At 73.7% G+C, this 24,907-nt stretch carries 22 protein-coding genes; 16 read left to right on the forward strand and 6 right to left on the reverse strand.

Features of this window, described 5'->3' with window-relative positions:
• Positions 1-70 precede the first annotated feature (70 nt).
• The 6 genes from KUM32_RS04155 to KUM32_RS04180 all read left to right on the forward strand — a co-directional run bounded on the left by KUM32_RS04155 (position 71) and on the right by KUM32_RS04180 (position 6,238).
• A complete protein-coding gene (locus KUM32_RS04155; RefSeq protein ID WP_374227482.1) occupies positions 71-1,513 on the forward strand; it encodes a DUF2252 domain-containing protein in 1,443 nt (480 codons plus the stop codon).
• Between the two features lie 61 nt (positions 1,514-1,574).
• On the forward strand, positions 1,575-2,387 hold the full coding sequence (locus tag KUM32_RS04160) for a hypothetical protein (protein ID WP_217140398.1): 813 nt from the start codon (positions 1,575-1,577) through the stop codon (positions 2,385-2,387).
• A 49-nt stretch (positions 2,388-2,436) separates the two neighbouring features.
• Positions 2,437-2,766, forward strand: coding sequence for a rhodanese-like domain-containing protein (locus KUM32_RS04165; RefSeq protein ID WP_217140453.1), 330 nt, complete (start codon positions 2,437-2,439; stop codon positions 2,764-2,766).
• Positions 2,767-3,435: 669 nt separating this feature from the next.
• Positions 3,436-4,131 (forward strand): DUF5819 family protein, encoded by a 696-nt coding sequence (locus tag KUM32_RS45195; RefSeq protein ID WP_374227480.1) that lies wholly within the window; start codon positions 3,436-3,438, stop codon positions 4,129-4,131.
• Positions 4,128-5,417 (forward strand): HTTM domain-containing protein, encoded by a 1,290-nt coding sequence (locus KUM32_RS04175; RefSeq protein WP_217140400.1) that lies wholly within the window; start codon positions 4,128-4,130, stop codon positions 5,415-5,417. Before KUM32_RS45195 ends, KUM32_RS04175 begins: the two co-directional genes overlap by 4 nt.
• Positions 5,414-6,238: an RNA methyltransferase gene (locus tag KUM32_RS04180; RefSeq protein ID WP_217140401.1), complete on the forward strand. Its 825-nt coding sequence runs from the start codon at positions 5,414-5,416 to the stop codon at positions 6,236-6,238. The genes KUM32_RS04175 and KUM32_RS04180 overlap by 4 nt, the downstream gene beginning before the upstream one ends.
• Here the strand turns inward: KUM32_RS04180 and paaN are convergent.
• Positions 6,235-7,926, reverse strand: coding sequence for a phenylacetic acid degradation protein PaaN (paaN, locus tag KUM32_RS04185; RefSeq protein WP_217140402.1), 1,692 nt, complete (start codon positions 7,924-7,926; stop codon positions 6,235-6,237). The genes KUM32_RS04180 and paaN overlap by 4 nt on opposite strands.
• Before the next feature lie 208 nt (positions 7,927-8,134).
• Between paaN and KUM32_RS04190 the strand changes: the two genes are divergently transcribed.
• Both KUM32_RS04190 and KUM32_RS04195 read left to right on the forward strand, forming a co-directional pair.
• Entirely contained in the window at positions 8,135-9,649 is a 1,515-nt protein-coding gene (locus tag KUM32_RS04190; protein ID WP_217140403.1) for a 3-hydroxyacyl-CoA dehydrogenase, read from the forward strand.
• On the forward strand, positions 9,646-10,248 hold the full coding sequence (locus KUM32_RS04195) for a TetR/AcrR family transcriptional regulator (protein ID WP_217140404.1): 603 nt from the start codon (positions 9,646-9,648) through the stop codon (positions 10,246-10,248). Before KUM32_RS04190 ends, KUM32_RS04195 begins: the two co-directional genes overlap by 4 nt.
• An 85-nt stretch (positions 10,249-10,333) precedes the next feature.
• Here the strand turns inward: KUM32_RS04195 and KUM32_RS04200 are convergent, their stop codons facing one another.
• Positions 10,334-10,852 carry an Lrp/AsnC family transcriptional regulator gene (locus KUM32_RS04200; protein ID WP_374227481.1) on the reverse strand — a complete coding sequence of 173 codons (519 nt, stop codon included), beginning with the start codon at positions 10,850-10,852 and terminating at the stop codon, positions 10,334-10,336.
• Between the two features lie 174 nt (positions 10,853-11,026).
• Between KUM32_RS04200 and pdhA the strand changes: the two genes are divergently transcribed.
• The 6 genes from pdhA (at position 11,027) to KUM32_RS04230 (ending at position 18,295) form a co-directional block, all read left to right on the forward strand.
• Positions 11,027-12,181 (forward strand): pyruvate dehydrogenase (acetyl-transferring) E1 component subunit alpha, encoded by a 1,155-nt coding sequence (gene pdhA / locus KUM32_RS04205; protein ID WP_217140405.1) that lies wholly within the window; start codon positions 11,027-11,029, stop codon positions 12,179-12,181.
• Positions 12,178-13,182, forward strand: a complete 1,005-nt coding sequence (locus KUM32_RS04210; RefSeq protein WP_217140406.1) for an alpha-ketoacid dehydrogenase subunit beta — start codon at positions 12,178-12,180, stop codon at positions 13,180-13,182. Before pdhA ends, KUM32_RS04210 begins: the two co-directional genes overlap by 4 nt.
• The gene (locus KUM32_RS04215; protein ID WP_217140407.1) at positions 13,182-14,762 is read left to right on the forward strand and encodes a dihydrolipoamide acetyltransferase family protein; all 1,581 of its coding nucleotides are present in this window, start codon (positions 13,182-13,184) and stop codon (positions 14,760-14,762) included. The genes KUM32_RS04210 and KUM32_RS04215 overlap by 1 nt, the downstream gene beginning before the upstream one ends.
• A 79-nt stretch (positions 14,763-14,841) precedes the next feature.
• Positions 14,842-15,813, forward strand: a complete 972-nt coding sequence (locus KUM32_RS04220) for an NTP transferase domain-containing protein (RefSeq protein ID WP_217140408.1) — start codon at positions 14,842-14,844, stop codon at positions 15,811-15,813.
• Entirely contained in the window at positions 15,810-17,201 is a 1,392-nt protein-coding gene (locus KUM32_RS04225; protein ID WP_217140409.1) for a molybdopterin molybdotransferase MoeA, read from the forward strand. The genes KUM32_RS04220 and KUM32_RS04225 overlap by 4 nt, the downstream gene beginning before the upstream one ends.
• Complete coding sequence (locus KUM32_RS04230; protein WP_217140410.1) at positions 17,198-18,295, forward strand: TrkA family potassium uptake protein; 1,098 nt, start codon at positions 17,198-17,200, stop codon at positions 18,293-18,295. Before KUM32_RS04225 ends, KUM32_RS04230 begins: the two co-directional genes overlap by 4 nt.
• Positions 18,296-18,322: 27 nt before the next feature.
• Here KUM32_RS04230 and KUM32_RS04235 read toward each other — a convergent pair whose 3' ends face one another.
• Both KUM32_RS04235 and KUM32_RS04240 read right to left on the reverse strand, forming a co-directional pair.
• Positions 18,323-19,171 carry an ABC transporter permease gene (locus KUM32_RS04235; protein WP_217140411.1) on the reverse strand — a complete coding sequence of 283 codons (849 nt, stop codon included), beginning with the start codon at positions 19,169-19,171 and terminating at the stop codon, positions 18,323-18,325.
• Positions 19,168-20,190, reverse strand: a complete 1,023-nt coding sequence (locus KUM32_RS04240; RefSeq protein ID WP_217140412.1) for an ATP-binding cassette domain-containing protein — start codon at positions 20,188-20,190, stop codon at positions 19,168-19,170. The genes KUM32_RS04235 and KUM32_RS04240 overlap by 4 nt, the downstream gene beginning before the upstream one ends.
• A gap of 170 nt (positions 20,191-20,360) precedes the next feature.
• Between KUM32_RS04240 and KUM32_RS04245 the strand changes: the two genes are divergently transcribed.
• The gene (locus KUM32_RS04245; RefSeq protein ID WP_217140413.1) at positions 20,361-21,344 is read left to right on the forward strand and encodes an NAD(P)H-quinone oxidoreductase; all 984 of its coding nucleotides are present in this window, start codon (positions 20,361-20,363) and stop codon (positions 21,342-21,344) included.
• A 6-nt stretch (positions 21,345-21,350) separates the two neighbouring features.
• Here KUM32_RS04245 and KUM32_RS04250 read toward each other — a convergent pair whose 3' ends face one another.
• Positions 21,351-21,740, reverse strand: coding sequence for a hypothetical protein (locus KUM32_RS04250; protein WP_217140414.1), 390 nt, complete (start codon positions 21,738-21,740; stop codon positions 21,351-21,353).
• Between the two features lie 584 nt (positions 21,741-22,324).
• On the opposite strand from KUM32_RS04250, the gene KUM32_RS04255 reads away from it, so the two are divergent.
• On the forward strand, positions 22,325-22,864 hold the full coding sequence (locus KUM32_RS04255; protein ID WP_217140415.1) for a bacterial proteasome activator family protein: 540 nt from the start codon (positions 22,325-22,327) through the stop codon (positions 22,862-22,864).
• 102 nt (positions 22,865-22,966) lie between these two features.
• On the opposite strand, the gene KUM32_RS04260 is transcribed toward KUM32_RS04255, so the two are convergent.
• Positions 22,967-24,598: a Stk1 family PASTA domain-containing Ser/Thr kinase gene (locus KUM32_RS04260; RefSeq protein ID WP_217140416.1), complete on the reverse strand. Its 1,632-nt coding sequence runs from the start codon at positions 24,596-24,598 to the stop codon at positions 22,967-22,969.
• Between the last annotated feature and the right edge of the window lie 309 nt (positions 24,599-24,907).

Here is a 24,907-nt window from a genome sequence, read left to right on the forward strand (position 1 = left end):
GGGCACGGGCGTGAAGACGGGTGCGGGTGCGGGCACGGGCGTGAAGACGCGTGCGGGTGCGGGCACGGGCGTGAAGACGCGTGCGGCGGAGGACAGGGGGGCGGGTCCGACGGCGGGCGCGGAGGGGGGTGTGCGGGTGCCGGCCGTGCCCGGGTTCGCGCGGTGGCCCGTCGGCGGGTCCCCCAAGGCGGAGGGCAAGGCGCTGCGCGGGCGCGTGCCGAGGTCCGCGCACGCCGCCCTCGACCTGGACGGCTCCCGGCCGGACGCGGTCAGCGCGGTCGAGGAGTCCAACCGGGGCCGGATACCGGAGCTCACCCCGATACGGGCCGGGCGGATGGCGGCCACGCCGTTCGCCTTCCTGCGCGGGTCGGCGGGCCTGATGGCGTACGACCTGGCGCGCACGCCGACGACGGGGATCGGCGCCCAGATCTGCGGTGACGCGCACGCCGCCAACTTCGGGCTCTACGGCGACGCCCGGGGCGGCCTGGTCATCGACCTCAACGACTTCGACGAGACGGTGCACGGCCCCTGGGAGTGGGACCTCAAGCGGCTCGCCGCCTCGCTCGTCCTCGCGGGCCGGGAGGCCGGCGCCGACGAGGACACCTGCCGCGAGGCCGCCCACGACGCGGTGGGCGCCTACCGGCGCACCATGCGGCTGCTGGCGAGGCTCCCCGCGCTGGACGCCTGGAACGCCATCGCGGACGAGGAGCTCGTCTCCCACACCGACGCCCACGACCTGCTCGGCACGCTGGAGCGAGTGGGTGAGAAGGCGCGGGCCAACACCAGTGGGCGCTTCGCGGCGAGGTCGACCGAGGCCACCGAGGACGGCGGGCGGCGCTTCGTCGACGCCCCGCCGGTGCTGCGGCGCGTCCCGGACGGGGAGGCGGCGCGGGTCGCGGCCTCCCTCGAGCACTACCCGGCCACGCTCTCCGAGGACCGGCTGCCGCTGCTGGCCCGGTACGCGGTGCACGACGTCGCCTTCCGCGTCGTGGGCACCGGCAGCGTGGGCACGCGGTCGTACGTCGTGCTGCTCCTGGACCACCGCGGCGAACCGCTCGTGCTCCAGGTGAAGGAGGCCCGCCCCTCCGCGCTGCTGCCCCACCTGGCGACCGCCGGGTTCGGCGTCCCCGAGGCCGGGCACGAGGGCCGCCGGGTGGTCATGGGGCAGAAGCGGATGCAGGTGGTCAGCGACATCCTGCTGGGCTGGACCTCGGTCGACGGGCGGCCGTTCCAGGTGCGGCAGTTCCGCAACCGCAAGGGCAGCGTCGACCCCGCCGCCCTGGCCGCCGACCAGATGGACGACTACGGCCGGATGACCGGCGCCCTGCTGGCCCGTGCCCACGCGCACAGCGCCGACCCGCGCCTCATCGCCGGCTACTGCGGCAAGAACGACGAACTGGACGGGGCGGTGGCCGCATTCGCCGTGGCCTACGCCGACCGTACGGAGGCCGACCACGCCGAGCTGGTCGCCGCGGTGCGGGCGGGGCGGGTCGCGGCGGAGCTGGGCGTGTGAGGGCCCCGCGGTCCGCCCGGCGGGTCGGAGGGGCGGGCCGGTCGTGGCCTAGGCTGGTCGGGTGACGACGCCGGAAGCTGAGCCCGAGCAGGGTGGTGCGCCGCGGCCCGAGGAGCGGCTGGAGCAGGCCGTACGGGCCGCCGAGCAGGCACTCATCGAGTACGAGATCGCGCTGGAGACCTTCCGCGTGGAGGTCGAGAACTTCTCGCGGCTGCACGAACAGCGGCTGGGACCGGTGTACGCGCGGCTCGAGGAGCTGGAGGCGCAGATCCTGGAGGCCAGGGCGGCCCGCACCGGCGACCCCGAGGACCTGCGCCGGGCCGACGAGGCGCGGGCGCGGCTGATGCCGATCCCCGGCGTCGAGGAACTGCTGAACGGGTGGATGGACGGGGACGGGCTGTTCCCCGAGGCCACGGCGATGCTCACGGAACAGGCGGTGCGGCCCCCGCAGCGGGTGCGGCCCGGCGAGGAGGCCCGCCGGCTCTACCGCGAGCTGGCCCGCAAGGCCCATCCCGACCTGGCGCAGGAGGAGGGCGAGCGGGTCCGGCGTGAGGAGTTCATCACCCGGGTCAACGCCGCCTACGCCCGCGGCGACGAGGGGGAGCTGCGGAAGCTGGCCGAGGAGTGGGCCGCCGGTCCGGCGCCCGAGCGGCGTCCGAGCCGTGGCGAGGAGCTATACGCCCGCCTCGAATGGCTCGACCGGCGCAAGGAGATGCTCACGCTGCTCGCCAAGGAGCTGGAGGAGAGCGCGATCGGTGCCATGCTCCGGCTGGCCCCGGACGACCCCGACCGTCTCCTGGAGGAGATCGCCGATCAGCTGGCGACCCAGGTGCGCGAGCGGGAGGCGGAGCTGGCGGAGCTCGGCCGGAGTTGAGCCTGCCGGTGGCTCGGGTAGCGTCTGGGGCATGAGTTTCGCAGCTGGTGTGCCCACGGTCGGGGTCCAGGACCTCAAGGACGACGACTTCCTGCTGGACGTCCGTGAGGACGACGAGTGGCAGGCGGGTCACGCCGCGGGGGCGCTGCACATTCCCCTCAGCGAGTTCGTGGCCCGGTACGGTGAGCTGACCGAGGCCGCGCCGCAGGACGGCCGGGTCCATGTGATCTGCCGCTCCGGCGGGCGCTCGGCCCAGGTCACCATGTACCTGGTCCAGCAGGGCCTGGACGCCGTGAACGTCGACGGCGGCATGCAGGTGTGGGCCGCGGCCGGCCGTCCCGTGGTGGACGGGAAGGGCCAGCCGGGACACGTTCTCTGAGGCGTTCCCCAGGCCGTCCGGTCCGTCTCCGGCCACCGTGGGTGCCCGGGGTGCGGGGGCGGATGTGGGTGACGGCCGCGCCGCGATCGGTCCACCGGGGCTGTGCGGGCGGACGGTCCTGAGTACCGTTCGCGTGCGAGCGCTGCCGGGCCGCCGCACGACTGGCGCGCACGCGTCCCGGGGAGGGGCGGACGGAACGGCGGATCGGGACCGGAACGGGGCGGAATGGACGCGTACGACACAGGCTCGGACGCCTGGAAGGGGCCGGACGAGCGGGAGGGCTCGGGCGGTCCGGGCCGGTCCGGTGGGCCGGGTCGGAGGGGGAAGCCGGGCGGACCGGTTGGGCCTGGTGGGCCTGGTGAGCCGTCTCGGGCGGAGAAACGGGGCGGACCGGTTGGGCCGGTTGGTCCGGTTGGGCCTGGAGAGCCGTCCCGGCCGGAGGGCACCGCCGGGGCGGAGGGCCCGGAGAGGGCCGGCGCACCCGTCGGGGCGGAGATCCCGGACGACGGCGCCGACAGCCGTACGGCGTCCGCCGAGGCGCCTGCTGAGGCCCCCGCCGGGGTCCGTGCGGCGTCCGCTGAGGCCCCCGCCCGGGTCCGTACGGCGTCCGCCGAGGCGCCTGCCGGGGTCCGTACGGCGTCTGCCGAGGCCCCTGCGGGAACCGCTGACGTGCCCGTCGAGCCCCCCGCCGGAGCCGCTGAGGCGTCCGCCGAGCCCCGTACCGGACTCGCCGCGCTGTCGACGCGCTACCAGGTCGGGGCCGTGGCCGCCCTCGTGGTCGTCGCGGTCGCCGTCTGCGCCCACATAGGCCTGGTGTTCCTGCACGTGGCCCCGGCCAACACCCTCACCAAGCAGCACGGCGACGCGGTGGGCGACTGGGTCTACCCGGAGTTCGAACAGAACTGGAAGCTCTTCGCGCCCAACCCGCTCCAGCAGAACATCTCCGTCCAGGTCCGCGCCGAGGTGAGTACGGCGGAGGGCGGGATACGGACGACCGGCTGGTACGACCTGTCCGCCGAGGACGGCCGGGCCATCGACGGCAACCCGCTGCCGAGCCACACCCAGCAGAACGAACTCCGCCGGGCCTGGGACTTCTTCGTCGCCACCCACGACTCCGAAGACCGCCCGGTGGGCCTGCGGGGCACGCTGTCCGAGACCTACCTGCGGCGTATAGCCGTCCTGCGGCTGGACCGGAACGAGGCCGCCGGACCGGGGGACGTCGTCGAACGCGTCCAGTACCGGTCCCGCACCACCAACGTGAAGCCGCCCCCCTGGAGCGGCGAGAAGGTCTCCGACCGGCCGACCTACCGCGAACTGCCCTGGTGGTCGGTGTCCGCCCGTGAGTCGGAAGGGGGCGCCGCGTGAACGGCATCGCCCGCTCGGTCTCCCGCGGCATCGCCCGCGTCACCGGCGCCGCGCTCGGCCCGTACCAGACCGCCGTGATCCGCATCGGGTTCAGCGCCACCTGGCTGCTCTTCCTGCTGCGTGAGCTGCCCCACCGGCTCGAGCTGTACGGCCCCGACGGGCCCTGGAGCCACGACCTCGCCGAGCAGCTGATCGCCGACAACGGCGCCTTCACGGTGCTGATGTGGTCGGACGGGCGGACGTGGTTCGAGATCGTCTACGCGCTGGCCGTCCTGAGCAGTGTGCTGCTCCTGCTGGGGTGGCGCACCCGGACCATGTCCGTGCTCTTCATGGTCGGCGTGCTCTCGCTGCAGAACCGCAGTGTCTTCATGGGGGACGGCGGCGACAACGTCCTGCACCTGATGAGCATCTACCTGGTGCTCACGCGGTGCGGCCAGGTCTGGTCGCTGGACGCGCGCCGGGCGCGGCGCGCGGACGAGGCACGCGCGCGTGGTGAGCGTGTCGTGGACCGGGCCGGGCCGGCGCTGTGGTGCGTGCTGGGCTTCGCGCTGGTCACGGTGACGCTGGCGGGCGGGCTGGACGGCGACCGCCTCGTCCCGGCGCTGCTGTGGGCGGTGTGGGTCGCGCAGGGTCTGTGGTGGGTCGTGGGACGGGGAACCGGGAGCGGCGAGCCGCGCCGGCTGCTCGACGTGGTCACCGACATCGTGCACAACGGCGCGCTGGTCGTGATCATGGCCGAGGCCTGTCTGATCTACGCGACCGCCGGCTGGTACAAGGTCCAGGGATCGCGCTGGCAGGACGGCACCGCGGTCTACTACCCGCTGCATCTGGAGTACTTCTCGCCCTGGCCCGCCCTGTCCGAGGCGTTGGCCGCCAACGGCACGATGATCATGTTCATCACGTACGGCACGGTCGTCGTGCAGGTCGCGTTCCCGTTCACGCTGTTCAACCGGCGCGTCAAGAACGTGCTGCTGGCGGCCATGATGACCGAGCACGCGGTGATCGCCGTGGTGCTCGGGCTGCCGTTCTTCTCGCTGGCGATGATCGCCGCCGACGCGGTCTTCCTGCCGACCTCGTTCCTGCGCCGTCTGGGGAACTGGACGGCACGTGCGCGTGGCCGGCTGGCGGCAGGGCTGCCGGGCCGTCTGCGGCCCGGACGCGTGGACGGCGCGACGGCGACGGTGCCCGGCCCCCGCGCCCCCGAGGGCGAGGCGGGCAGCGTCCGTGCGGACGGCGAGCAGGGCGAGCAGGACCCCGCGCGTACGCACGTAGGCTTCAGGGCATGACCGACCCCGACCGCGGCCCCGACGAACCCGGCACCGGCGGCTCCGGCCCGGGGGAACCGGACGCGGCCGCCGCCCTGGCGGCCTGGCGTGCGCACGCCGGTCCGTGCGTGCTGCTTGACGGCTTCCACGCCCTCAAGCACGCGCTGCGTTTCGGCGCCGAGGTCCCGGTGGCCGTCACCAGCGACCGCGCGGGGTCCCTGGCCCTCGCCGACGAACTGGCGCCGGACGTACGCGACGCCCTGGACGGCCTGCTGGCCCAGGTGCCGCACGAGACGTACGCGTCCCTCGTCGCCCGGCCGCACCCCACCGCGGTGGCCGCCCTGGCGGTACGGCCCTCGCGGACCGCCAACCTGCGTGCGCTGGCCCGAACGCCCCGGCGCACGCCCGTCGTGGTCCTGGACCAGCCGCGCAACCTCGGCAACGCGGGGGCGGTGATCCGGCTGGCCGCCGGCTTCGGGGCGACCGGTGTGGTCACCACGGGCACGCTGGACCCGTGGCACCCCACGGTGGTGCGCGGTGGGGCGGGGCTGCACTTCGCGACCGCCGTGGAGCGGCTGGACGTCGGGGAGCTGCCTCCGGGCCCGGTGTTCGCCCTGGACCCGGAGGGCGAGGACATCCGCGGTCTGAAGCTGCCGGACGACGCACTGCTCGCGTTCGGCTCCGAGCGCAGCGGGCTGTCGCGCGAGCTGCGCGCGCGTGCCGACCATCTGGTGGCGCTGCCGATGCGCCCCCAGGTCTCCAGCTACAACCTCGCGACCAGTGTGGCCATGACGCTGTACCACTGGAGCGCCACCGGGGACGCCGGCCACGGCAGGCCCTAGGCCTGCCGGCGCACCTCCACCACCCGGAAGCGGTTGGCGACGAACGCCCCGTCGCACAGGGCCGCGTTGGCCGCCGGGTTGCCGCCGGAGCCGTGGAAGTCGGAGAAGGCGGCCGTCTGGTTGACGTACACACCGCCGGTGAGGTTGAGGGAGAGCTGGGCGGCCTCCTCCAGGCAGGCCTCCTGCACGGCCTGTTCGACCTCCGCGTCGGTCGTGTACGCGCCGACGGTCATCGCGCCCTTCTCCCGGATGCTGCGGCGCAGCAGGTCCACCGCGTGCGTGGCGGAGTCGACGGCGACCGCGAAGGAGACGGGGCCGAAGCACTCGCTGGTGTAGGCGGCCTCGTCGTCGGGCTTGGCGCCGTCCAGCTTCACGATCACCGGTGTGCGCACGACCGCGTCCGGGAAGTCCGGGTGGGTCACCTCGCGGGATGCCAGGGCGACCTCGCCGAGCCCCGCGGCGGCTTCCAGGCGGGCCTTGACGTCCGGGTTGACGATGGCGCCGAGCAGGGCGTTGGCGCGCGCGTCGTCGCCGAGGAGGCCGTCGACGGCCCGCGCCAGGTCGGCGGTCACCTCGTCGTAGGACTTGGTGCCCCGGTCGGTGCGGATGCCGTCACGGGGGATCAGCAGGTTCTGCGGGGTGGTGCACATCTGGCCGCTGTAGAGGGACAGCGAGAACGCCAGGTTGGCGAGCATCCCCTGGTAGTCGTCGGTCGACTCCACGATCACCGTGTTGACGCCGGCCTTCTCGGTGAAGACCTGTGCCTGGCGGGCGTTGGCCTCCAGCCAGTCGCCGAAGGAGGTGGAGCCGGTGTAGTCGATGATCCGGATCTCGGGGCGGGTCGCCAGGGTCTTGGCGATGCCCTCGCCGGGGCGCTCGGCGGCCAGTGCGACCAGGTTCGGGTCGAAGCCGGCGTCGGCGAGGACGTCGCGCGCGACCCGCACGGTGAGCGCGAGCGGCAGCACCGCGCGGGGGTGGGGCTTGACCAGGACCGCGTTGCCGGTGGCGAGGGAGGCGAACAGGCCCGGGTAGCCGTTCCAGGTGGGGAAGGTGTTGCAGCCGATGACGAGGCCGATGCCGCGCGGGACCGGCGTGAACCGCTTGGTCAGCGCCAGCGGGTCGCGCTTGCCCTGGGGCTTGGTCCACTCCGCCGTGCCGGGGGTGCGGGACTGCTCCGCGTAGGCGTACGCCACCGCCTCCAGGCCGCGGTCCTGGGCGTGCGGGCCACCCGCCTGGAAGGCCATCATGAAGGCCTGCCCGGAGGTGTGCATGACCGCCTGGGCGAACTCCATGGTGCGGTCGGCGATCCGCTTCAGGATCTCCAGGCAGACCATCGCGCGCAGCTCCGCGCCGGCGTCCCGCCACGCCTTCTGCCCGGCCTTCATGGCGGGCAGCAGCACGTCGACGTCCGCGTGCGGGTAGGTCACGCCCAGCTCGACGCCGTACGGGGAGACCTCGCCGCCGACCCAGTCGTCGGTGCCGGGCTGGCCGAGGTCGAGGCGGGTGCCGAGCAGGGCGTCGAAGGCGGCCTTGCCCGCCGCCATGTCCAGGCTGCCGTTCTCCCCGTAGGCCTTGGGGTGCTCGGGGTGGGGGGACCAGTACGCGCGCGTGCGGATCGTTTCGAGCGCCAGGTCCAGGGTCGGCCGGTGCTGGGCGATCAGCTGGTGCGCGGTGAGTTCGGCGGCCATGGGGACCAACTCCTCGTCTCACGGACTCTCCGTCGAGTCGTGACCTGGGGAAACCTGGGCAGTAATGCGGTAGGTGCGGTGTGTAGCGCCTCGTTCGGGGCCGTGGTGGGCGGCGGGTGGGTGGATACGGCTAGAGTAACCGAACGATCGGTCGGGACAAGGGGGACCGCCGCATCTGTGGAAAACCCCGTGCGGGAGGATCGCGCACATGACAGCACTCGACCTCAGCAGCACCGTGGCCGTCGTCGGCACCGGCACCATGGGGCAGGGCATCGCCCAGGTGGCGCTGGTCGCGGGCCATCCCGTACGGCTGTACGACGCCGTCCCCGGGCGGGCCCGGGAAGCGGCCGACGCGATCGGCGCCCGGCTCGACCGGCTCGTCGAGAAGGAACGGCTCACCGGCGACGAGCGGGACGCGGCCCGGGCCCGGCTGCGGCCCGCCGACAGCCTCGCCGAGCTCGCCGACTGCGCGCTGGTCGTCGAGGCGGTCCTGGAGCGGCTGGAGGTCAAACAGGAGCTGTTCCGCGCCCTGGAGGACGTGGTCGGCGACGACTGCCTGCTCGCCACGAACACCTCCTCCCTGTCCGTCACCGCCGTCGGCGGCGCGCTGCGCGCCCCCGGCCGCTTCGTCGGCCTGCACTTCTTCAACCCCGCGCCGCTGCTGCCGCTGGTGGAGGTGGTCTCCGGGTTCGCGACCGACCCGGCGTCGGCCAGGCGCGCGCACGAGACGGCCCGCGCCTGGGGCAAGACCCCGGTCGCCTGCGCCGACACCCCGGGCTTCGTCGTCAACCGGGTCGCCCGCCCCTTCTACGCGGAGGCGTTCGCGGTGTACGAGGCGCGGGGCGCCGACCCGGCCACCATCGACGCCGTGCTGCGCGAGTCGGGCGGCTTCCGGATGGGCGCCTTCGAGCTGACCGACCTCATCGGCCAGGACGTCAACGAGGCCGTCACGCACTCCGTGTGGCAGGCATTCTTCCAGGACGTGCGCTTCACGCCGTCGCTCGCCCAGCGCCGCCTGGTCGAGTCCGGCCGCCTCGGCCGCAAGAGCGGACAGGGCTGGTACGACTACCGGGACGGGGCCGGGCGGCCCGAGCCGCACACCGCCGAACCGGCCGGCCGGCCCGCGTACGTCGTCGTCAAGGGTGACCTGGGCCCGGCCCGTGAGCTGGTCGGTCTGATCCGTGAGGCGGGCGTCGAGGTCCGTGAGGAGGACGGCGGCCACGGGGCGCTCGCGCTGCCCGGCGGCGGCGCGCTCCTCCTCACCGGCGGGCAGACCTCGGCCGGGACCGGCGACGTCGTCCACTTCGACCTCGCTCTCGATTACCGGCGGGCCGCCCGCATCGCCCTGGCCCCCTCCGGGCGCACCTCGCCCCGCACCCTCGCCGAGGCCACCGGCCTCTTCCAGGCGCTCGGCAAGAAGGTCAGCGTCGTCGGCGACGTACCCGGCATGATCGTGGCGCGGACGGTCGCGCGGATCATCGACCTGGCGTACGACGCGGCTGCCAGGGGCGTGGCCTCGAAGGACGACATCGACACCGCGATGCGCCTCGGGGTGAACTACCCGCTCGGCCCCTTCGCATGGAGCCGGGCATGGGGGCTCGGCCGGGTGTACGACCTGCTGGGCGAGCTGCACCGGCGTGAACCCACGGGTCGGTACGCCCCGTCGCCCGCGCTCCGCCACCACGTGCACGTCTCCGACGCAGGGGAGGGCACCCCCTCATGACCACCGCCAGGCGCGACACGTACACCCCGGAGACGCTGCTGTCCGTCGCCGTGCAGGTGTTCATCGAGCGCGGCTACGACGGCACCTCCATGGAGCACCTCTCCAAGGCGGCCGGGATCTCCAAGTCGTCCATATACCACCACGTCAGCGGCAAGGAGGAACTGCTGCGCAGGGCCGTGAGCCGGGCCCTGGACGAGCTCTTCGGGATCCTCGACGAGGAGCACGCGCGCGTGGGGCCCGCCGCCGAACGGCTGGAGTACGTCGTGCGGCGCATGGTCGAGGTGCTCATGGCCGAACTGCCCTACGTGACGCTGCTGTTGCGGGTGCGCGGCAACACCGGCACCGAGCGGTGGGCCCTGGAGCGGCGGCGCGAGTTCGACCACCGGGTCGCCGGGCTGCTGAAGGCCGCGGCGGCCGAGGGGGACGTGCGCGCGGACGTGGAGGTGCGGCTCGCGACCCGGCTGGTCTTCGGCATGATCAACTCGATCGTCGAGTGGTACCGCCCCGACGGTCCCGACGGCCGGGGCGGCGCGGGCGAGCGCGAAGTGGTCGACGCGGTGGCGCGGCTGGTGTTCGGAGGGCTGCGCCAGGCTTCCTGAGCCGCCGGTGACCGGTCGGCGCCCGGCGGTTCCCGAGCCCCCGAGCCCCCGAGCCCCCGGGCGGCCGGGTGGCCGGACCGGCCGGTCAGCTCTGCGGTTCGAGGTCCTCGGTCTCGAACACCAGCAGGGTGCGCGTGCTGAGCACCTCCGGGATGGCCTGGAGGCGCGTGAGCACCAGTTCGCGCAGGGCCCGGTTGTCGGGGGTGTGTACGAGGAGCAGGACGTCGAAGTCGCCGCCCACCAGGGCGATGTGGGAGGCGCCGGGGAGCCGGCGGAGCTGTGCGCGGACCGTCCGCCAGGAGTTCTGGACGATCTTCAGGGTGATGTACGCCGACGTGCCGTGCCCTGCGCGCTCGTGGTCGACGCGGGCGCCGAAGCCCCGGATGACACCGTCCTCGACGAGCCGGTTGATGCGCGCGTAGGCGTTCGCGCGCGAAACGTGCACCCGGTCGGCGACGGAGCGTATCGAGGCGCGGCCGTCCGCCTGGAGCATGCGCAGGATGTCCTGGTCGATGGCGTCCAGCGGGCGCGGGGGCGGCGGGGGCACGACGTCCTGCGGACCACCGGTCTCCTCCGGGCGTTCGGCCATTTGTTCAGCTGCCATGTCCCCCCGCCTTCCCGCCATGGACGCAGTGCGTCCATCACAGGCTGTGGAGAACCGTTTGTCCACAGCCTGGGGCCGCCTGTAGCCAAAATGTGCCGACGACCGAACAATCGGTAGGTGAGGCCCGTCACACCCGTGGCGAGCCCGAAGCCGCTCCCACGAGGAGGTGCCGTCATGACGGTCATGGAGCAGCGGGGCGCGTACCGGCCCACACCGCCGCCCGCCTGGCAGCCCCGTACCGACCCCGCGCCGCTGCTGCCCGACGCGGAGCCGTACCGCGTCCTCGGCACCGAGGCGGCCGGGCAGGCCGACCCCGAGTTGCTGCGCACGCTGTACACCCGCATGGTGCACGGCAGGCGCTACAACGCGCAGGCCACGGCGCTGACCAAGCAGGGCCGGCTGGCCGTCTACCCCTCCAGCACCGGCCAGGAGGCGTGCGAGATCGCCGCCGCGCTGGCCCTCCAGGAGCGGGACTGGCTCTTCCCCAGCTACCGCGACACGCTCGCCGTCGTCGCCCGCGGGGTCGACCCCGTCCAGGCCCTCACCCTGCTGCGCGGCGACTGGCACACCGGTTACGACCCCTACGAGCACCGGGTCGCCCCGTTGTCCACACCGCTCGCCACCCAGTTGCCGCACGCCGTCGGCCTCGCGCACGCCGCCCGGCTCAAGGGCGACGACGTGGTCGCGCTGGCCATGGTCGGCGACGGCGGCACCAGCGAGGGCGACTTCCACGAGGCGCTGAACTTCGCCGCCGTCTGGCAGGCACCGGTCGTCTTCCTCGTCCAGAACAACGGCTTCGCGATCTCCGTCCCGCTCGCCAAGCAGACCGCCGCCCCGTCGCTGGCCCACAAGGCCGTCGGCTACGGGATGCCCGGCCGCCTGGTCGACGGCAACGACGCCGCCGCCGTGCACGAGGTCCTGACCGACGCCGTACGGCACGCGCGCGCGGGCGGCGGCCCCACGCTGGTGGAGGCGGTGACGTACCGCGTCGAGGCCCACACCAACGCCGACGACGCGACCCGCTACCGGGGTGACGCCGAGGTCGAGACCTGGCGCCGGCACGATCCGATCGACCTGCTGGAGCGGGAGCTGTCCGAGCGCGGCCTGCTCGACGAGGACGTCGTCCGGGCCGCCCGCGAGGACGCCGAGACCATGGCCGCCGACCTGCGCGCGCGCATGAACCAGGACCCGGAGCTCGACCCCATGGACCTGTTCGCCCACATCTACGCCGAGCCCACCCCGCACCTGCGCGAACAGCGGGCCCAGCTGCGCGCGGAGCTGGATGCGGAGGCCGTGGCCGGGGACGGGCGGGAAGGGGCGCGCCGATGACCACGGTCGCCGTCAAGCCGGCCACCATGGCGCAGGCCCTCACGCGCGCGCTGCGCGACGCCATGGCCGCCGACCCGGGCGTGCACGTCATGGGCGAGGACGTGGGCACCCTCGGCGGCGTCTTCCGGGTCACCGACGGGCTCGCCAGGGAGTTCGGTGAGGACCGCTGCACGGACACCCCGCTCGCCGAGGCCGGCATCCTCGGCACGGCCGTCGGCATGGCGATGTACGGACTGCGCCCGGTGGTGGAGATGCAGTTCGACGCCTTCGCCTACCCGGCGTTCGAGCAGGTCGTCAGCCATGTCGCCAAGATGCGCAACCGCACGCGCGGGAAGATGCCCCTGCCCCTGACGATCCGCGTCCCCTACGGCGGCGGCATCGGCGGCGTCGAGCACCACAGCGATTCGTCCGAGGCGTACTACATGGCGACTCCGGGGCTCCATGTCGTCACGCCCGCGACCGTCGCCGACGCCTACGGACTGCTGCGTGCCGCCATCACCTCCGACGACCCCGTGGTCTTCCTGGAGCCCAAGCGGCTGTACTGGTCGAAGGACGCCTGGAACCCTGAGGAGCCGACGCCCGTTGAGCCGATAGGCCGCGCGGTGGTGCGGCGCTCGGGGCGGAGCGCCACGCTCATCACGTACGGGCCGTCGGTGGTCGTCTGCATGGAGGCGGCCGAGGCGGCCCGGGCCGAGGGCTGGGACCTCGAAGTCGTCGACCTGCGCTCCCTGGTGCCGTTCGACGACGAGACGGTGTGTGCCTCGGTGCGGCGGACGGGACGCGCGGTCGTCGTCCACGAGTCGGGTTCCTTCGGGGGCCCGGGCGGGGAGATCGCGGCCCGGGTCACGGAGCGCTGCTTCCACCACCTGGAGGCGCCGGTGCTGCGTGTGGCCGGGTTCGACGTCCCGTATCCGCCGCCGATGCTGGAGCGCCACCACCTGCCCGGTGTGGACCGGATCCTGGACGCCGTGGGGCGCCTGCAGTGGGAGGCCGAAAGCTGATGGCACAGGTGCTGGAGTTCAGGCTCCCCGACCTCGGTGAGGGGCTCACCGAGGCGGAGATCGTGCGCTGGATGGTCGAGGTCGGTGACGTGGTCGCCGTCGACCAGCCGGTCGTCGAGGTCGAGACGGCCAAGGCGATGGTCGAGGTGCCCTGCCCCTACGGCGGCGTGGTCACCGCGCGCTTCGGCGAGGAGGGCGCCGAACTGCCCGTCGGGGCCCCGCTGCTGACGGTGGCGGTGGACGAGACCGTGGCCGGCGGCTCCGCACGGGACTCGGGCACCGGCGGCGAGGCGGCCGGGGGCACACAGGCCGGGGGCACTCAGGCCGGAAGCACCCGGGCGGGGGGCACACAGCCCGGGACGGCACAGGCCGGGACGGCACAGGACGGCGGCGAGGCGACCGGGAGTCCCCTGGCCGGGAGTGCACCAGCCGGGAGCGCCTCGGCCGGAAGGGCTCGGGCCGGGACCGCCCAAGCCGGGACCGCCCAGGCTGGAAGCGCGCGGTCCGAGGCGGCGCGGTCCGAGGCGACGAAGGCCGCGGGTTCGGGCAACGTCCTGGTCGGATACGGCACCTCCGAGGCGCCGGCGCGGCGGCGCAGGGTGCGGCCGGCGCCCGCCGCCGCGGAGTCCGGGCGGGCGAACGGCCGGGTGCGCGACGCCGACCCGTCGGACGGGCCCGTCCCCGTCATCTCCCCGCTGGTGCGCAGGCTGGCCCGGCAGAACGGCCTGGATCTGCGCGAGCTGACCGGCTCCGGCCCCGACGGGCTGATCCTGCGGGCGGACGTGGAGTACGCGCTGCGTGCCACGGCCGCGCAGGGCGGCCGTACGGCGGTCCCCGCGCCGGAACCGCACGCGGTCGAGGCACCGGCCGCCCCTGCGGGACGGGCGGCCGGCGGCGTCCGCACCCCTCTCAAGGGTGTCCGCGGCGCCGTCGCGGACAAGCTCTCCCGCAGCCGGCGCGAGATCCCGGACGCGACCTGCTGGGTGGACGCCGACGCGACCGAGCTGATGCGGGCCCGCACCGCCATGAACGCCGCGGGCGGGCCCAAGATCTCACTGCTCGCCCTGCTGGCCCGCATCTGCACCGCCGCGCTGGCCCGGTTCCCGGAGCTGAACTCCACGGTCGACACCGAGGCCCGGGAGGTCGTCCGGCTCGACCAGGTCCACCTCGGTTTCGCCGCCCAGACGGACCGGGGACTGGTCGTGCCGGTCGTCCGGGACGCGCACACGCGGGACGCCGAGGGGCTCACCGCCGAGTTCACCCGGCTGACCGAGGCGGCCCGGGCGGGCCGGCTGACCCCCGGCGAACTGACCGGCGGCACCTTCACGTTGAACAACTACGGCGTGTTCGGCGTCGACGGCTCCACGCCGATCATCAACCACCCCGAGGCGGCCATGCTCGGCGTCGGCCGCATCGTTCCCAAGCCCTGGGTGCACGACGGCGAGTTGGCGGTGCGGCAGGTCGTCCAGCTGTCGCTCACCTTCGACCACCGGGTGTGCGACGGCGGCACGGCGGGTGGTTTCCTCCGGTACGTGGCGGACTGTGTGGAACAGCCGGCGGTGCTGCTGCGCACCCTGTGACGAGTGTGTTCGCGGACGCACTCCGATCGCGGGGCTCCCCCGCGTTCCCCGTGATCGCGCAGGGACGCATACTCAGGGGGTGACCGCGTACGAGCCCTTCGGCGTCCCCGGCGCCGAGACCGTGCCCCCGCCGGGTGCGGGCCCCGCCGTGTACGACGCCGTCGTGCTCGCCGGCGGGGCCGCCCGGCGGCTCGGCGGCACGGACAAGCCCGCGATCCGCGTGGGCGGGCGCGCGCTGCTGGACCGGGTGCTCGCCGCCTGCGCCGGAGCGCGGAACACCGTCGTCGTCGCCGACCCCCGGCCCACCACGCGCCCGGTGACCTGGGCGCGGGAGGACCCGCCCGGCGGCGGACCGCTCGCCGCCCTCGCCGCCGGACTGCGGCACACCACGGCGGAGCACGTCGTCGTGGTCTCGGCCGACCTGCCGTTCCTCACCGGGCGGACCGTCGGCACCCTGTTGTCGGCCCTCGCCGGGAGCGGCGCCGACGGCGTGCTGCTCACCGACGCCGACGGCCGCGACCAGCCCCTCGTCGCCGCCTACCGTGCCTCCGCGCTCCGCCGCGAGCTCGCGGCGCTCACCCGGGACCGCGCCGACCTCACCGGGCTGCCCCTGCGCCGCCTGACCGGCGCCCTCCGGCTCACCCGCACCACCGACGCCGTCGCGTCCTTCGACTGCGACACCTGGGAAGACATCGCCACCGCAAGGGCACGCATCAGGGAGCATGGGCACGTGTTGGACGAATGGATTTCCGCAGCCAAGGACGAGCTGGGCATCGACCTCGACGTCGACACCCGCCTGCTGCTCGACCTCGCCCGTGACGCCGCCCACGGAGTGGCCAGGCCCGCGGCCCCCCTGACCACCTTCCTCGTCGGTTACGCGGCCGGACGGGCCGGAGGAGACCCCGAGGCCGTCGCCGAGGCGGCCGGCAAGGCCGCCGCCCTCGCCCGGCGCTGGGCGGAAGAGGCCGCCGGCGCCGGAACCGCTTCCACCGTGGGCACACCCGACACGGCTCCCGACGCCACTCCCGACACCCGGCCGGACGCCCGATGACCACCCCCGGCATCCGGGCCGGCGAGGAAGCGGAAGACCTCGACGTCGAGGAGGCGCTCGCCCTCGTGAACGAGTACCCCGGCCCGCCGCAGGGCCGCCACGACCACGCGCCGACGCCTCCGTCCACCACGCCCCACGGTCACCGCGGCGCTCCGCCCCGGCCGGCGGAGCCCCGCCACCGCTCGACCCCCTGGCCGCAGGCACGGGAGACCGCCGGGCGCGCCGCCCGCGCCGCCGTCCGTGGCGCCCGCCGCACCCCCCTCTCGGTGCCCCTGGAGGCAGCCCTCGGCCTCACCCTGGCCGTGCCGCTCCCCGCCCTCACCGACCTGCCCTCCTTCGACACTTCCGCGATGGACGGCTGGGCCGTCGCCGGACCGGGCCCCTGGACCGTGCGCGACGAGGGCGTGCTGGCCGGACACGCGGAGCCCGCGCGCCTCACCGACGGCGAGGCCGCCCGTATCGCCACCGGCGCCCGCATCCCCCTGGACACCACCGCCGTCCTGCGCACGGAGCACGGCCGTACCGACGGCAAGGACCGTCTGCACGCCACCCGGGGGGTCGTCCACGGCCAGGACATCCGCCCGCGCGGCCAGGAGTGCCGCAGCGGCGACCAGTTGCTGCCCGTCGGCACTCTCGTCACCCCGGCCGTCCTGGGCCTCGCGGCAGCCGCGGGGTACGACACGCTCACGGTGATCCCCCGCCCCCGCGTCGACGTCCTCGTCCTCGGCGACGAACTGCTCACCGAGGGCCTTCCGCACGACGGCCTCGTCCGGGACGCCCTCGGCCCGATGCTGCCGCCCTGGCTGCGGGCCCTGGGAGCCGAGGTCCGGGCGGTCCGCCGGATCGGTGACGACGCCGAGGCCCTGCACCGCGCCGTCACCTCCTCCGACGCCGACCTGATCGTGACGACCGGGGGCACCGCGGCGGGCCCCGTCGACCACGTCCACCCGACCCTGCACCGCACCGGGGCCGAACTCCTCGTGGACGGCGTCGAGGTACGCCCCGGTCACCCCATGCTGCTGGCCCGCCTCAAGGACGACCAGCACCTCGTCGGCCTGCCCGGCAATCCCCTCGCCGCCGTCTCCGGCCTCCTCACGCTCGCCGAGCCGTTGCTGCGCACCCTCGCCGCCCGCCCGGCGCCGGAGCCGTACACCATGCCGCTGCGGGACGCGGTGCACGGGCACCCGTACGACACCCGGCTCGTCCCCGTGGTCCTGCGCGGCGAGGCCGCCGTGCCGCTGCGTTACAACGGTCCGGCCATGCTGCGCGGCGTCGCGGCGGCCGACGCCCTGGCCGTCGTACCACCGGGCGGAGCAGGACCGGACCAGGAAACCGAACTGCTCGACCTGCCCTGGGCAACCGGCGGAATCGGAGTGTGTTTCACGTGAAACTTCCGGGCCAGGACGCGATCGCCCGCCAGGCGGACGAACACCTCGTGACCCATCCGGTGAGACTCCCGAGGAAGCTGGTGGAACACCCGATCCGCCAGGTCGGCAAGCGGCTCTCGGTGGCTCTGGTGGTCCTCGTCGCGACCGCCTTCATCGTCTACGCCGACCACGACGGCTACAACGACAACTCCGACGGCTCCGTCGACCTCCTCGACGCCTTCTACTACGCCACCGTCACCCTCTCCACCACCGGGTACGGCGACATCACGCCCGTCAGTGACGCCGCCCGGCTGACCAACATCTTCGTCATCACGCCCCTGCGCGTGCTGTTCCTGATCATCCTCGTCGGCACCACGCTGGAAGCCCTCACCGAACGCACTCGGGAGGAGTGGCGCCTGACCCGTTGGAGGTCCGCCTTGCGCGATCACACCGTCGTCGTCGGCTTCGGCACGAAAGGGCGCTCGGCGATCCAGACCGTCTGTGCGACCGGGCTGCGGAAGGAACAGGTCGTCGTCGTCGACCCGAGTGGCAAGGCCATCGAGGCCGCGACGGCCCACGGTTACGCGGGGGTGGTGGGGGACGCGACGCGCAGTGACGTGCTGAACCGGGCCGAGGTGTACCGGGCGAAGCAGATCATCGTCGCCACCCAGCGCGACGACACGGCCGTACTGGTGACGCTGACGGCCCGGCAGCTCAACCGTGGCGCGAACATCGTGGTCGCGGTCCGCGAGGAGGAGAACGCGCCGCTGCTGAAGCAGTCCGGCGCCGACGCCGTGATCACCAGCGCCAGTGCCGCGGGCCGTCTGCTCGGCCTCTCCGTGCTCAGCCCGGCCGCCGGCATGGTCATGGAGGACCTCATCAGCCAGGGCAGCGGTCTCGACCTCGTCGAGCGTCCGGTCATAAAGGCCGAGGTGGGCAAGACGCCGCGCGAGACGGACGACCTGGTGGTGAGCGTGGTCCGCGGGCACCGGGTGCTCGGCTACGACGATCCGGCTGTCGGCGGGCTGGAGCTGACGGACCGCCTGATCACGATCGTGCGGGCGACGCCGACCACGCACGTGGCGCCCGACGCCCGCCCGCTGCCGCGCGACTGACGGTGCCGCCGGTTCCGGGCCGTGCGGCTACTTGCGGTTGTACAGCCGCATCGTGACCGGGCCGAAGACAAGCAGGAACAGGCCCGCCCAGCCCAGCGTCCAGGCGATCTCGACGCCGGGCCAGTCGCCCGCCATCAGTCCGCGCACCGCGGACGCCAGATGCGTGATCGGGCTGTTGTTGACGAAGGCCTGCAGCCAGCCCGGCATGGTCTTCGGGTCGACGAAGACGTTGGACAGGAAGGTGAGCGGGAAGATCACCATCATGCTGACGCTCATCACCGACTTCTCGGTGCGCAGCATCAGCCCGAACATCGTCCAGATCCACGAGAAGGCGAACGAGAACACCAGGAGCAGCACGATCCCGGCGATCACACCGCCGAACCCGCCGGCGGGCCGGTATCCGAGCAGCAGACCCACGGCGAGCATCACGACCGAGGCGATCGTGTAGCGCAGCGCGTCACCGAGCAGATAGCCGACCATCGCCGACGGCCGCCAGATCGGCAGCGAGCGGAAGCGGTCGAAGACGCCCTTCTCGATGTCGATGTTCACCGAGACCCCGGTGTACATCGTGATCATCACGACCGACATCACGAGGATGCCCGGCAGCACGAACTGGATGTAGTCACCGGGTGAACCGGCCAGCGCACCACCGAAGAGGTACGTGAACATCAGCAGGTTCATGATCGGGAACGCGGTGACGTCGAAGAGCTGCTCGGGCACGTGCTTGATCTTGAGGATCGCGCGCCATCCGAACGTCAGCGACGTGGACAGGGAGCCGGGCCGCGGCGGACGCTCCCTGGCGACCAGCAGGGCCGCCAGCGACTCGGTGCTGACCGCGGAGAGTTCCTTGTTCTCGGTGCTCGTGGCCGTGCTCATGCCGCCACCTCGTCCTTCGTGTCAGTGCCGGTGCCGGTGCCGGTGCCCTGGCTGGTGTCGTGCCCGGTCAGCGCCAGGAAGACCTCGTCGAGGCTGGGCTGTCCGAGGGAGAAGTTGTCGACGGTGATGCCGGCCCGGGCCAGCTCCCCGAGCGCCTTGGCGGCCTGCTCGGCGGCCGTGTCGCTCGCCGCCACGCCGAGGCGGGCGGTCAGGGCCACCGGGTCGGGGTCCAGCTGCACCTCGGCGAGGAGCACGTCCCGGAGCACCCGCTCGGCCTCCGGCCGCTGGCCGGCGTCCCGCAGCCGCAGGTGGACGGTGCCGGCCCCGACGGACGCCTTCAGCTCGCCCTTCGTGCCCTCGGCGATCACCTTGCCCCGGTCGATGACGGCGATCCGGGACGCCAGCTGGTCGGCCTCGTCCAGGTACTGCGTGGTCAGCAGCACGGTCGTGCCCTGGGCGACGACCGCGCGCACGATGTCCCAGACCTGGTTGCGGCTGCGCGGGTCGAGGCCGGTGGTCGGCTCGTCGAGGAAGAGCAGGTCGGGGGTGTTGAGGATGGACGCGGCGATGTCGATGCGCCGGCGCATGCCGCCCGAGTAGTGCTTGACCTGCTTCGCTGCCGCGTCCGTCAGTCCGAAGGCCGCCAGCAGCTGGGCGGCCCGCTCCCGCGCGGCCGCCTTGCCGTGCCCGAGGAGCCGGCCCAGCAGGACCAGGTTCTCGGTGCCGGTGAGGTCCTCGTCCACGGAGGCGTACTGTCCGGTGAGGCTCACCCTGCCGCGCACCTCGTCGGCCTCGCGCACGACGTCGTGGCCGAAGACGTGGGCCTGACCGCCGTCCGGCCGCAGCAGGGTGGCGAGCATCTTCACCGTGGTGGTCTTTCCGGCGCCGTTCGGGCCGAGGACGCCGTAGACCGTGCCGGCGGGCACCGCGAGGTCCACGCCGTCCACGGCCCGGGTCTCGCCGAACGTCTTCACCAGCCCCGCGGTCTCGATCGCGAGCCCGGACGTGTGCGTGCTCATACTGGGTCCTTCCGCGTTCGTGGGGTACGCAGGGGAAGACCTTCACCATCGCTCGGACTCATCGGTCGCGCACAGGGTTTTCCCGGTGGACGGTCCCGATGTCGCAGGGTCCTCCGACCGGGGCCCAGGCCGGGAGGCCCGGCCGGGAACCGAGGAGTAGCGTCGCCTTCATGCATGCGATCACGATTCCCGAACCCGGAGGCCCCGAGGCGCTGGTGCGGGCCGAGGTCCCCGACCCCGTGCCCGGCGACGGCGAGGTCCTGGTCGAGGTGACGGCCAGCGCCGTCAACCGCGCCGACATCATGCAGCGCCAGGGCTTCTACGACCCCCCGCCCGGCGCCTCCCCCTACCCCGGCCTGGAGTGCTCCGGACGCGTGGCCGCGCTCGGCGCGGGCGTGTCCGGCTGGTCCGTCGGGGACGAGGTGTGCGCGCTGCTCGCGGGTGGCGGCTACGCCGACAAGGTCGCCGTACCGGCCGGACAGCTGCTGCCGGTGCCCGAGGGCGTCGACCTGAAGCAGGCGGCCGCCTTGCCCGAAGTGGTCTGCACGGTCTGGTCCAACGTCTTCATGGTCGCCCATCTGCGCCCCGGCGAGACGCTGCTCGTGCACGGCGGTTCCAGCGGGATCGGCACCATGGCGATCCAGCTCGCCAAGGCCGTCGGCGCCAAGGTCGCCGTGACGGCGGGCACCAGGGAGAAGCTGGAGCGCTGTGCCGAGCTGGGCGCCGACATCCTGATCAACTACCGGGAGCAGGACTTCGTCGCCGAGGTGCAGGAGGCGACGGACGGCGCGGGCGCCGACGTCATCCTCGACAACATGGGCGCCGCCTACCTGGACCGCAACGTCCAGGCACTCGCCGTCAACGGCCGACTGGCGATCATCGGCATGCAGGGCGGCCGGAAGGGCGAGCTGAACATCGGCACGCTCCTCGCCAAGCGCGCCGCGGTCAGCGCGACCTCGCTGCGCGCCCGCCCGCCGGCGGAGAAGGCGGCGATCGTGGCGGCCGTACGCGAACACGTCTGGCCGCTGCTCGCCGGGGGCCACGTCCGCCCGGTCGTCGACCGCGAACTGCCGATGAGCGAGGCCCCCGCCGCGCACCGGATCGTGGAGGAGAGCGGCCACATCGGGAAGGTGCTGCTGGTCACCTCGGCGTAGGTGTCTCTAGACCCGCCGCAGTCGGAGACCGACGAAGGCCAGGGCCAGTCCGAGACCGATGAGGACCAGTCCGCCGCCGAGCGGCAGCACCCGCAGCAGTGGCTCGGTGGACTCCCCGGCGCGGGTGCCGACCTGTGGCCGGTTCCCGGGCGGGGGCGCGGAGGTCACCGGGGCGGGCTCCTCGAGGGGTACGGCGGCGTCCGTTCCGCCCAGGAGGTGCGCGCCTCCGTCCAGGAGGTGCGCGCCGCCGCCACCGATCACCGCCTCGCCGGTGAGCTCGGCCGGGCCGTGCCCGTGCCGCTCGCGGGCCGCGGGGCGTCCGGGCCACTGCCACCGCCCGCCCGGCCTGCTCCCCGGCCGGAAGTGCCCCGGGCCCGCCGCGCTGGGCCCGGTCACCGAGGGGGGCGGTGACGAAGGGACGGGCGACGAGGGGGCGGGCGGCGTGGGCGCCGCGGAGCCGCGCGCCGGTGCGGACGTCGGCCGCCGGGCCGGACCGGCGTCCGCCGTGGGCCGGGCGGTGGGGACGGCGTCCGGGCCCACGTGACCGCTGTGACTGTCGTGGCCGTCGTGCGTCGGGGGCCGATCGTGGTCATCGGGCCCGTCGTGGCCGTCGGGCCCCGCGGGGCCTCCCGGGTCGGTGGCCTTTCCCCGGCCCGACGTCGCGGCCGGTCCCGGAGACGGGGGGGACACCACGGCCCCACCCGACGAGAACCCCGCACCGTGCGCCGGCCCCACCGCGCACGGTGTCACCAGCGCCCCCGCGCCCACCACTGCCACCAGTCCCGTCACTCGCAGTGTGCGCAGCCATGGAGTCACGTCCGTGACCCCCCTCCCGGTGATGATCAATCGCCGCAATCGACGGAACAATCCTCACACCCACCAGCGAGTCCGGCATTTCGGACTCCCCTGGGGGTGGTGGTGACGTCCTTCTCCGGGGGCACCGCCCTGAGGGCACCCACCGGTGCGAGAGAATGGGCGCCATGGAGATGCCGAGGAACGACAGGTCGCCGGAGAACCCCCAGATCCTGGTCGTCGGCCAGGACGGAATGGCGCTCAGCGGCGGCGGAGGAGACGACGACTCCCGCGAAACCCCGGTGACCGAGCAGGTGGAGCAGCCTGCCAAGGTCATGCGGATCGGCAGCATGATCAAGCAGCTGCTGGAGGAGGTGCGCGTCGCGCCCCTGGACGAGGCGAGCCGGGCCCGGCTCAAGGAGATCCACGCCAGCTCGGTGAAGGAGCTGGAGGACGGACTGGCCCCGGAGCTGGTCGAGGAGCTGGAGCGGCTCTCCCTGCCCTTCACGGACGACGTGACCCCGACCGACGCCGAACTGCGGATCGCCCAGGCCCAGCTGGTCGGCTGGCTGGAGGGCCTGTTCCACGGCATCCAGACCACGCTGTTCGCCCAGCAGATGGCCGCGCGGGCGCAGCTGGAGCAGATGCGCCGAGCCCTGCCTCCGGGCGTCGGCCAGGACGGCGAGGAGCCGCACGCGGGTCCCCGCACCGGCGGCCCCTACCTGTAGGGACGACCCTCTCACCCGTGGGGCGGGACGCCCCTCCACCTCCGACACCGCCGAGGGCCCGGCAGCACCGGCTGCCGGGCCCTCGGCGTCACGACGCGCGGGTCAGGAGGAGGGCGGGTTGCCCGTCGAGACCTTGAGCTGGATCTGCGGCATGTCCGCCGGGTCGACGTCCGTACCGGGCGCGGGGAACTGTTCCCGGACCGAGCCCTCGCCGTAGGTGTTCTCGTCGACGGGGACGACCTTCATCGTCCAGCCGGCGGCGTTGAAGCACTCCTTGACCGAGCCGATGTACTTGAACGTGAAGTCCGGCACCTCGATCTTCTCGGGGTCGTTGTACGCCTCCCGCGGCTCGGTGCACTCGTCCTTCTCGATCGTCTTCGTCGTGTCCGGTCCGCGGTAGCCCGCCGCCTTGGACGCCGACGCGGTGCTGTCCCCGCCCTTGGCCTCGTCGTCACCGCCGTCGTTCATCGACAGCGCGCCGATCAGGCCGCCGACCACCAGGACGGCGACCACGACGGAGCCGATGATCAGCAGCTTGTTGGACCTGCCGCCGCCCGCGGAACCGGACGCGGGGGCCGTCGGCGCGAGGTTGTACGGCGGCGGGGTCGACGGGTTCTGCGGGGGGTACCCGGCCGGCGTCTGGTAGCCGCCCTGGTGGGGGTAGCCGTACGCGGGGGAGGGCGCGGCGGGCGCGGGGGCGCCGTACGGGTTCGGGGCCGGCGTCGGCTGGTAGGGCGTCTGGACCGGGCCCGTGGGCGCCGGGGTGGTCTGGTCGACCGGCGGGAACACCGCGGAGCCGACGCCCGCGCCGCTCGGCGTGCTCGCGCCGGGCACGATGCTCGGCGGGGCGGCGTGGAAGGAGGCCGCCACGCGCAGGCACTCGTCGCGCATGGCCTCGGCGCTGGGGAAGCGCTCGTTCGGGTTCTTCTTCAGCGCGCGGGCCACCAGCGCGTCCACGGCCGGCGGCAGGGAGCGGTTGACGCTCGACGGGGCGACCGGCTCCTCCTGCACGTGCGCGTACGCGATGGCCAGCGGCGAGTCCGCGTCGAACGGCAGCCGACCGGTGACCAGCTGGAAGAGCATGATGCCGACCGAGTACAGGTCGGAGCGGGCGTCCACGCCGCGCCCCAGGGCCTGCTCCGGCGAGAGGTACTGGGGGGTGCCGACGACCATGCCGGTCTGCGTCATCGACGTCACGCCGGACTGCATGGCGCGGGCGATGCCGAAGTCCATCACCTTGACCACGCCGCGCTTGGTCATCATCACGTTGCCCGGCTTGATGTCCCGGTGGACCAGGCCCATCTCGTGGCTGATCTCCAGGGCCGCCAGTACGTCCGCGGTGATCCTCAGCGCCTTGTCGGCGGGCATCGCGCCCTGCTGCCGGACGTCCTCGTCGAGCACCGAGCCGAGCGGCCGTCCCTCGACGTACTCCATGACGATGTACGGCATCGTCGCGCCGCCCAGATCGTCCTCGCCGGTGTCGAAGACCGAGACGATGTTGGTGTGCGTGAGCTTGGCCACCGCCTGGGCCTCGCGGCGGAAGCGCTCGCGGAAGGCCTGTTCCCTGCCCAGCTCGGTGTGCAGTGTCTTGATGGCGACCTGTCGGTCCAGCACCGAGTCGTACGCCAGGTGCACCGAGGCCATGCCGCCCTCGCCGAGCAAGTCGCGCAGCTGGTAGCGGCCGCCGGCGAGCGCGCGCCCCGCGTACCGGCCCTGTCCGGCGTCCTGGCTCATGTCTCTGCGTCCCCCATCGGCGTCGGCGCCGGTCGGCAGCGGCACGCGCGCTCGTGATCGAAAGTGCTATTCCCGGCCAAGTCTGCCCCAGGGCACTGACACGTCAAGCGCGGTGCCCGTTCCGTGACCGTACGCGAAGGAAGCGTCGCGGAAGCGTTACAGGGGGCCTACGACCGGCACACGGAATTTGCACGACAGTACGGAACCAGGGTTTCATGACCGGTCCGTCCCCTGCCGGTCCCGGCGCTCATCTCGGACCGGAGGCCCCCGCGAAGGCTGTAGCGTGGCCGACGGAGACCGTAACAACAC

This window comes from Streptomyces sp. AC627_RSS907 (genome assembly GCF_019049165.1).

Excerpts from the sequence above, each read along its gene's own strand:
- KUM32_RS04180 (WP_217140401.1), top strand. The coding sequence starts at position 5,414 with ATGACCGACCCCGACCGCGGCCCCGACGAACCCGGCACCGGCGGCTCC.
- paaN (WP_217140402.1), bottom strand. The coding sequence starts at position 7,926 with ATGGCCGCCGAACTCACCGCGCACCAGCTGATCGCCCAGCACCGGCCG.
- KUM32_RS04190 (WP_217140403.1), top strand. The coding sequence starts at position 8,135 with ATGACAGCACTCGACCTCAGCAGCACCGTGGCCGTCGTCGGCACCGGC.
- KUM32_RS04195 (WP_217140404.1), top strand. The coding sequence starts at position 9,646 with ATGACCACCGCCAGGCGCGACACGTACACCCCGGAGACGCTGCTGTCC.
- KUM32_RS04200 (WP_374227481.1), bottom strand. The coding sequence starts at position 10,852 with ATGGCAGCTGAACAAATGGCCGAACGCCCGGAGGAGACCGGTGGTCCG.
- pdhA (WP_217140405.1), top strand. The coding sequence starts at position 11,027 with ATGACGGTCATGGAGCAGCGGGGCGCGTACCGGCCCACACCGCCGCCC.
- KUM32_RS04210 (WP_217140406.1), top strand. The coding sequence starts at position 12,178 with ATGACCACGGTCGCCGTCAAGCCGGCCACCATGGCGCAGGCCCTCACG.
- KUM32_RS04215 (WP_217140407.1), top strand. The coding sequence starts at position 13,182 with ATGGCACAGGTGCTGGAGTTCAGGCTCCCCGACCTCGGTGAGGGGCTC.
- KUM32_RS04225 (WP_217140409.1), top strand. The coding sequence starts at position 15,810 with ATGACCACCCCCGGCATCCGGGCCGGCGAGGAAGCGGAAGACCTCGAC.
- KUM32_RS04235 (WP_217140411.1), bottom strand. The coding sequence starts at position 19,171 with ATGAGCACGGCCACGAGCACCGAGAACAAGGAACTCTCCGCGGTCAGC.
- KUM32_RS04240 (WP_217140412.1), bottom strand. The coding sequence starts at position 20,190 with ATGAGCACGCACACGTCCGGGCTCGCGATCGAGACCGCGGGGCTGGTG.
- KUM32_RS04245 (WP_217140413.1), top strand. The coding sequence starts at position 20,361 with ATGCATGCGATCACGATTCCCGAACCCGGAGGCCCCGAGGCGCTGGTG.
- KUM32_RS04255 (WP_217140415.1), top strand. The coding sequence starts at position 22,325 with ATGGAGATGCCGAGGAACGACAGGTCGCCGGAGAACCCCCAGATCCTG.
- KUM32_RS04260 (WP_217140416.1), bottom strand. The coding sequence starts at position 24,598 with ATGAGCCAGGACGCCGGACAGGGCCGGTACGCGGGGCGCGCGCTCGCC.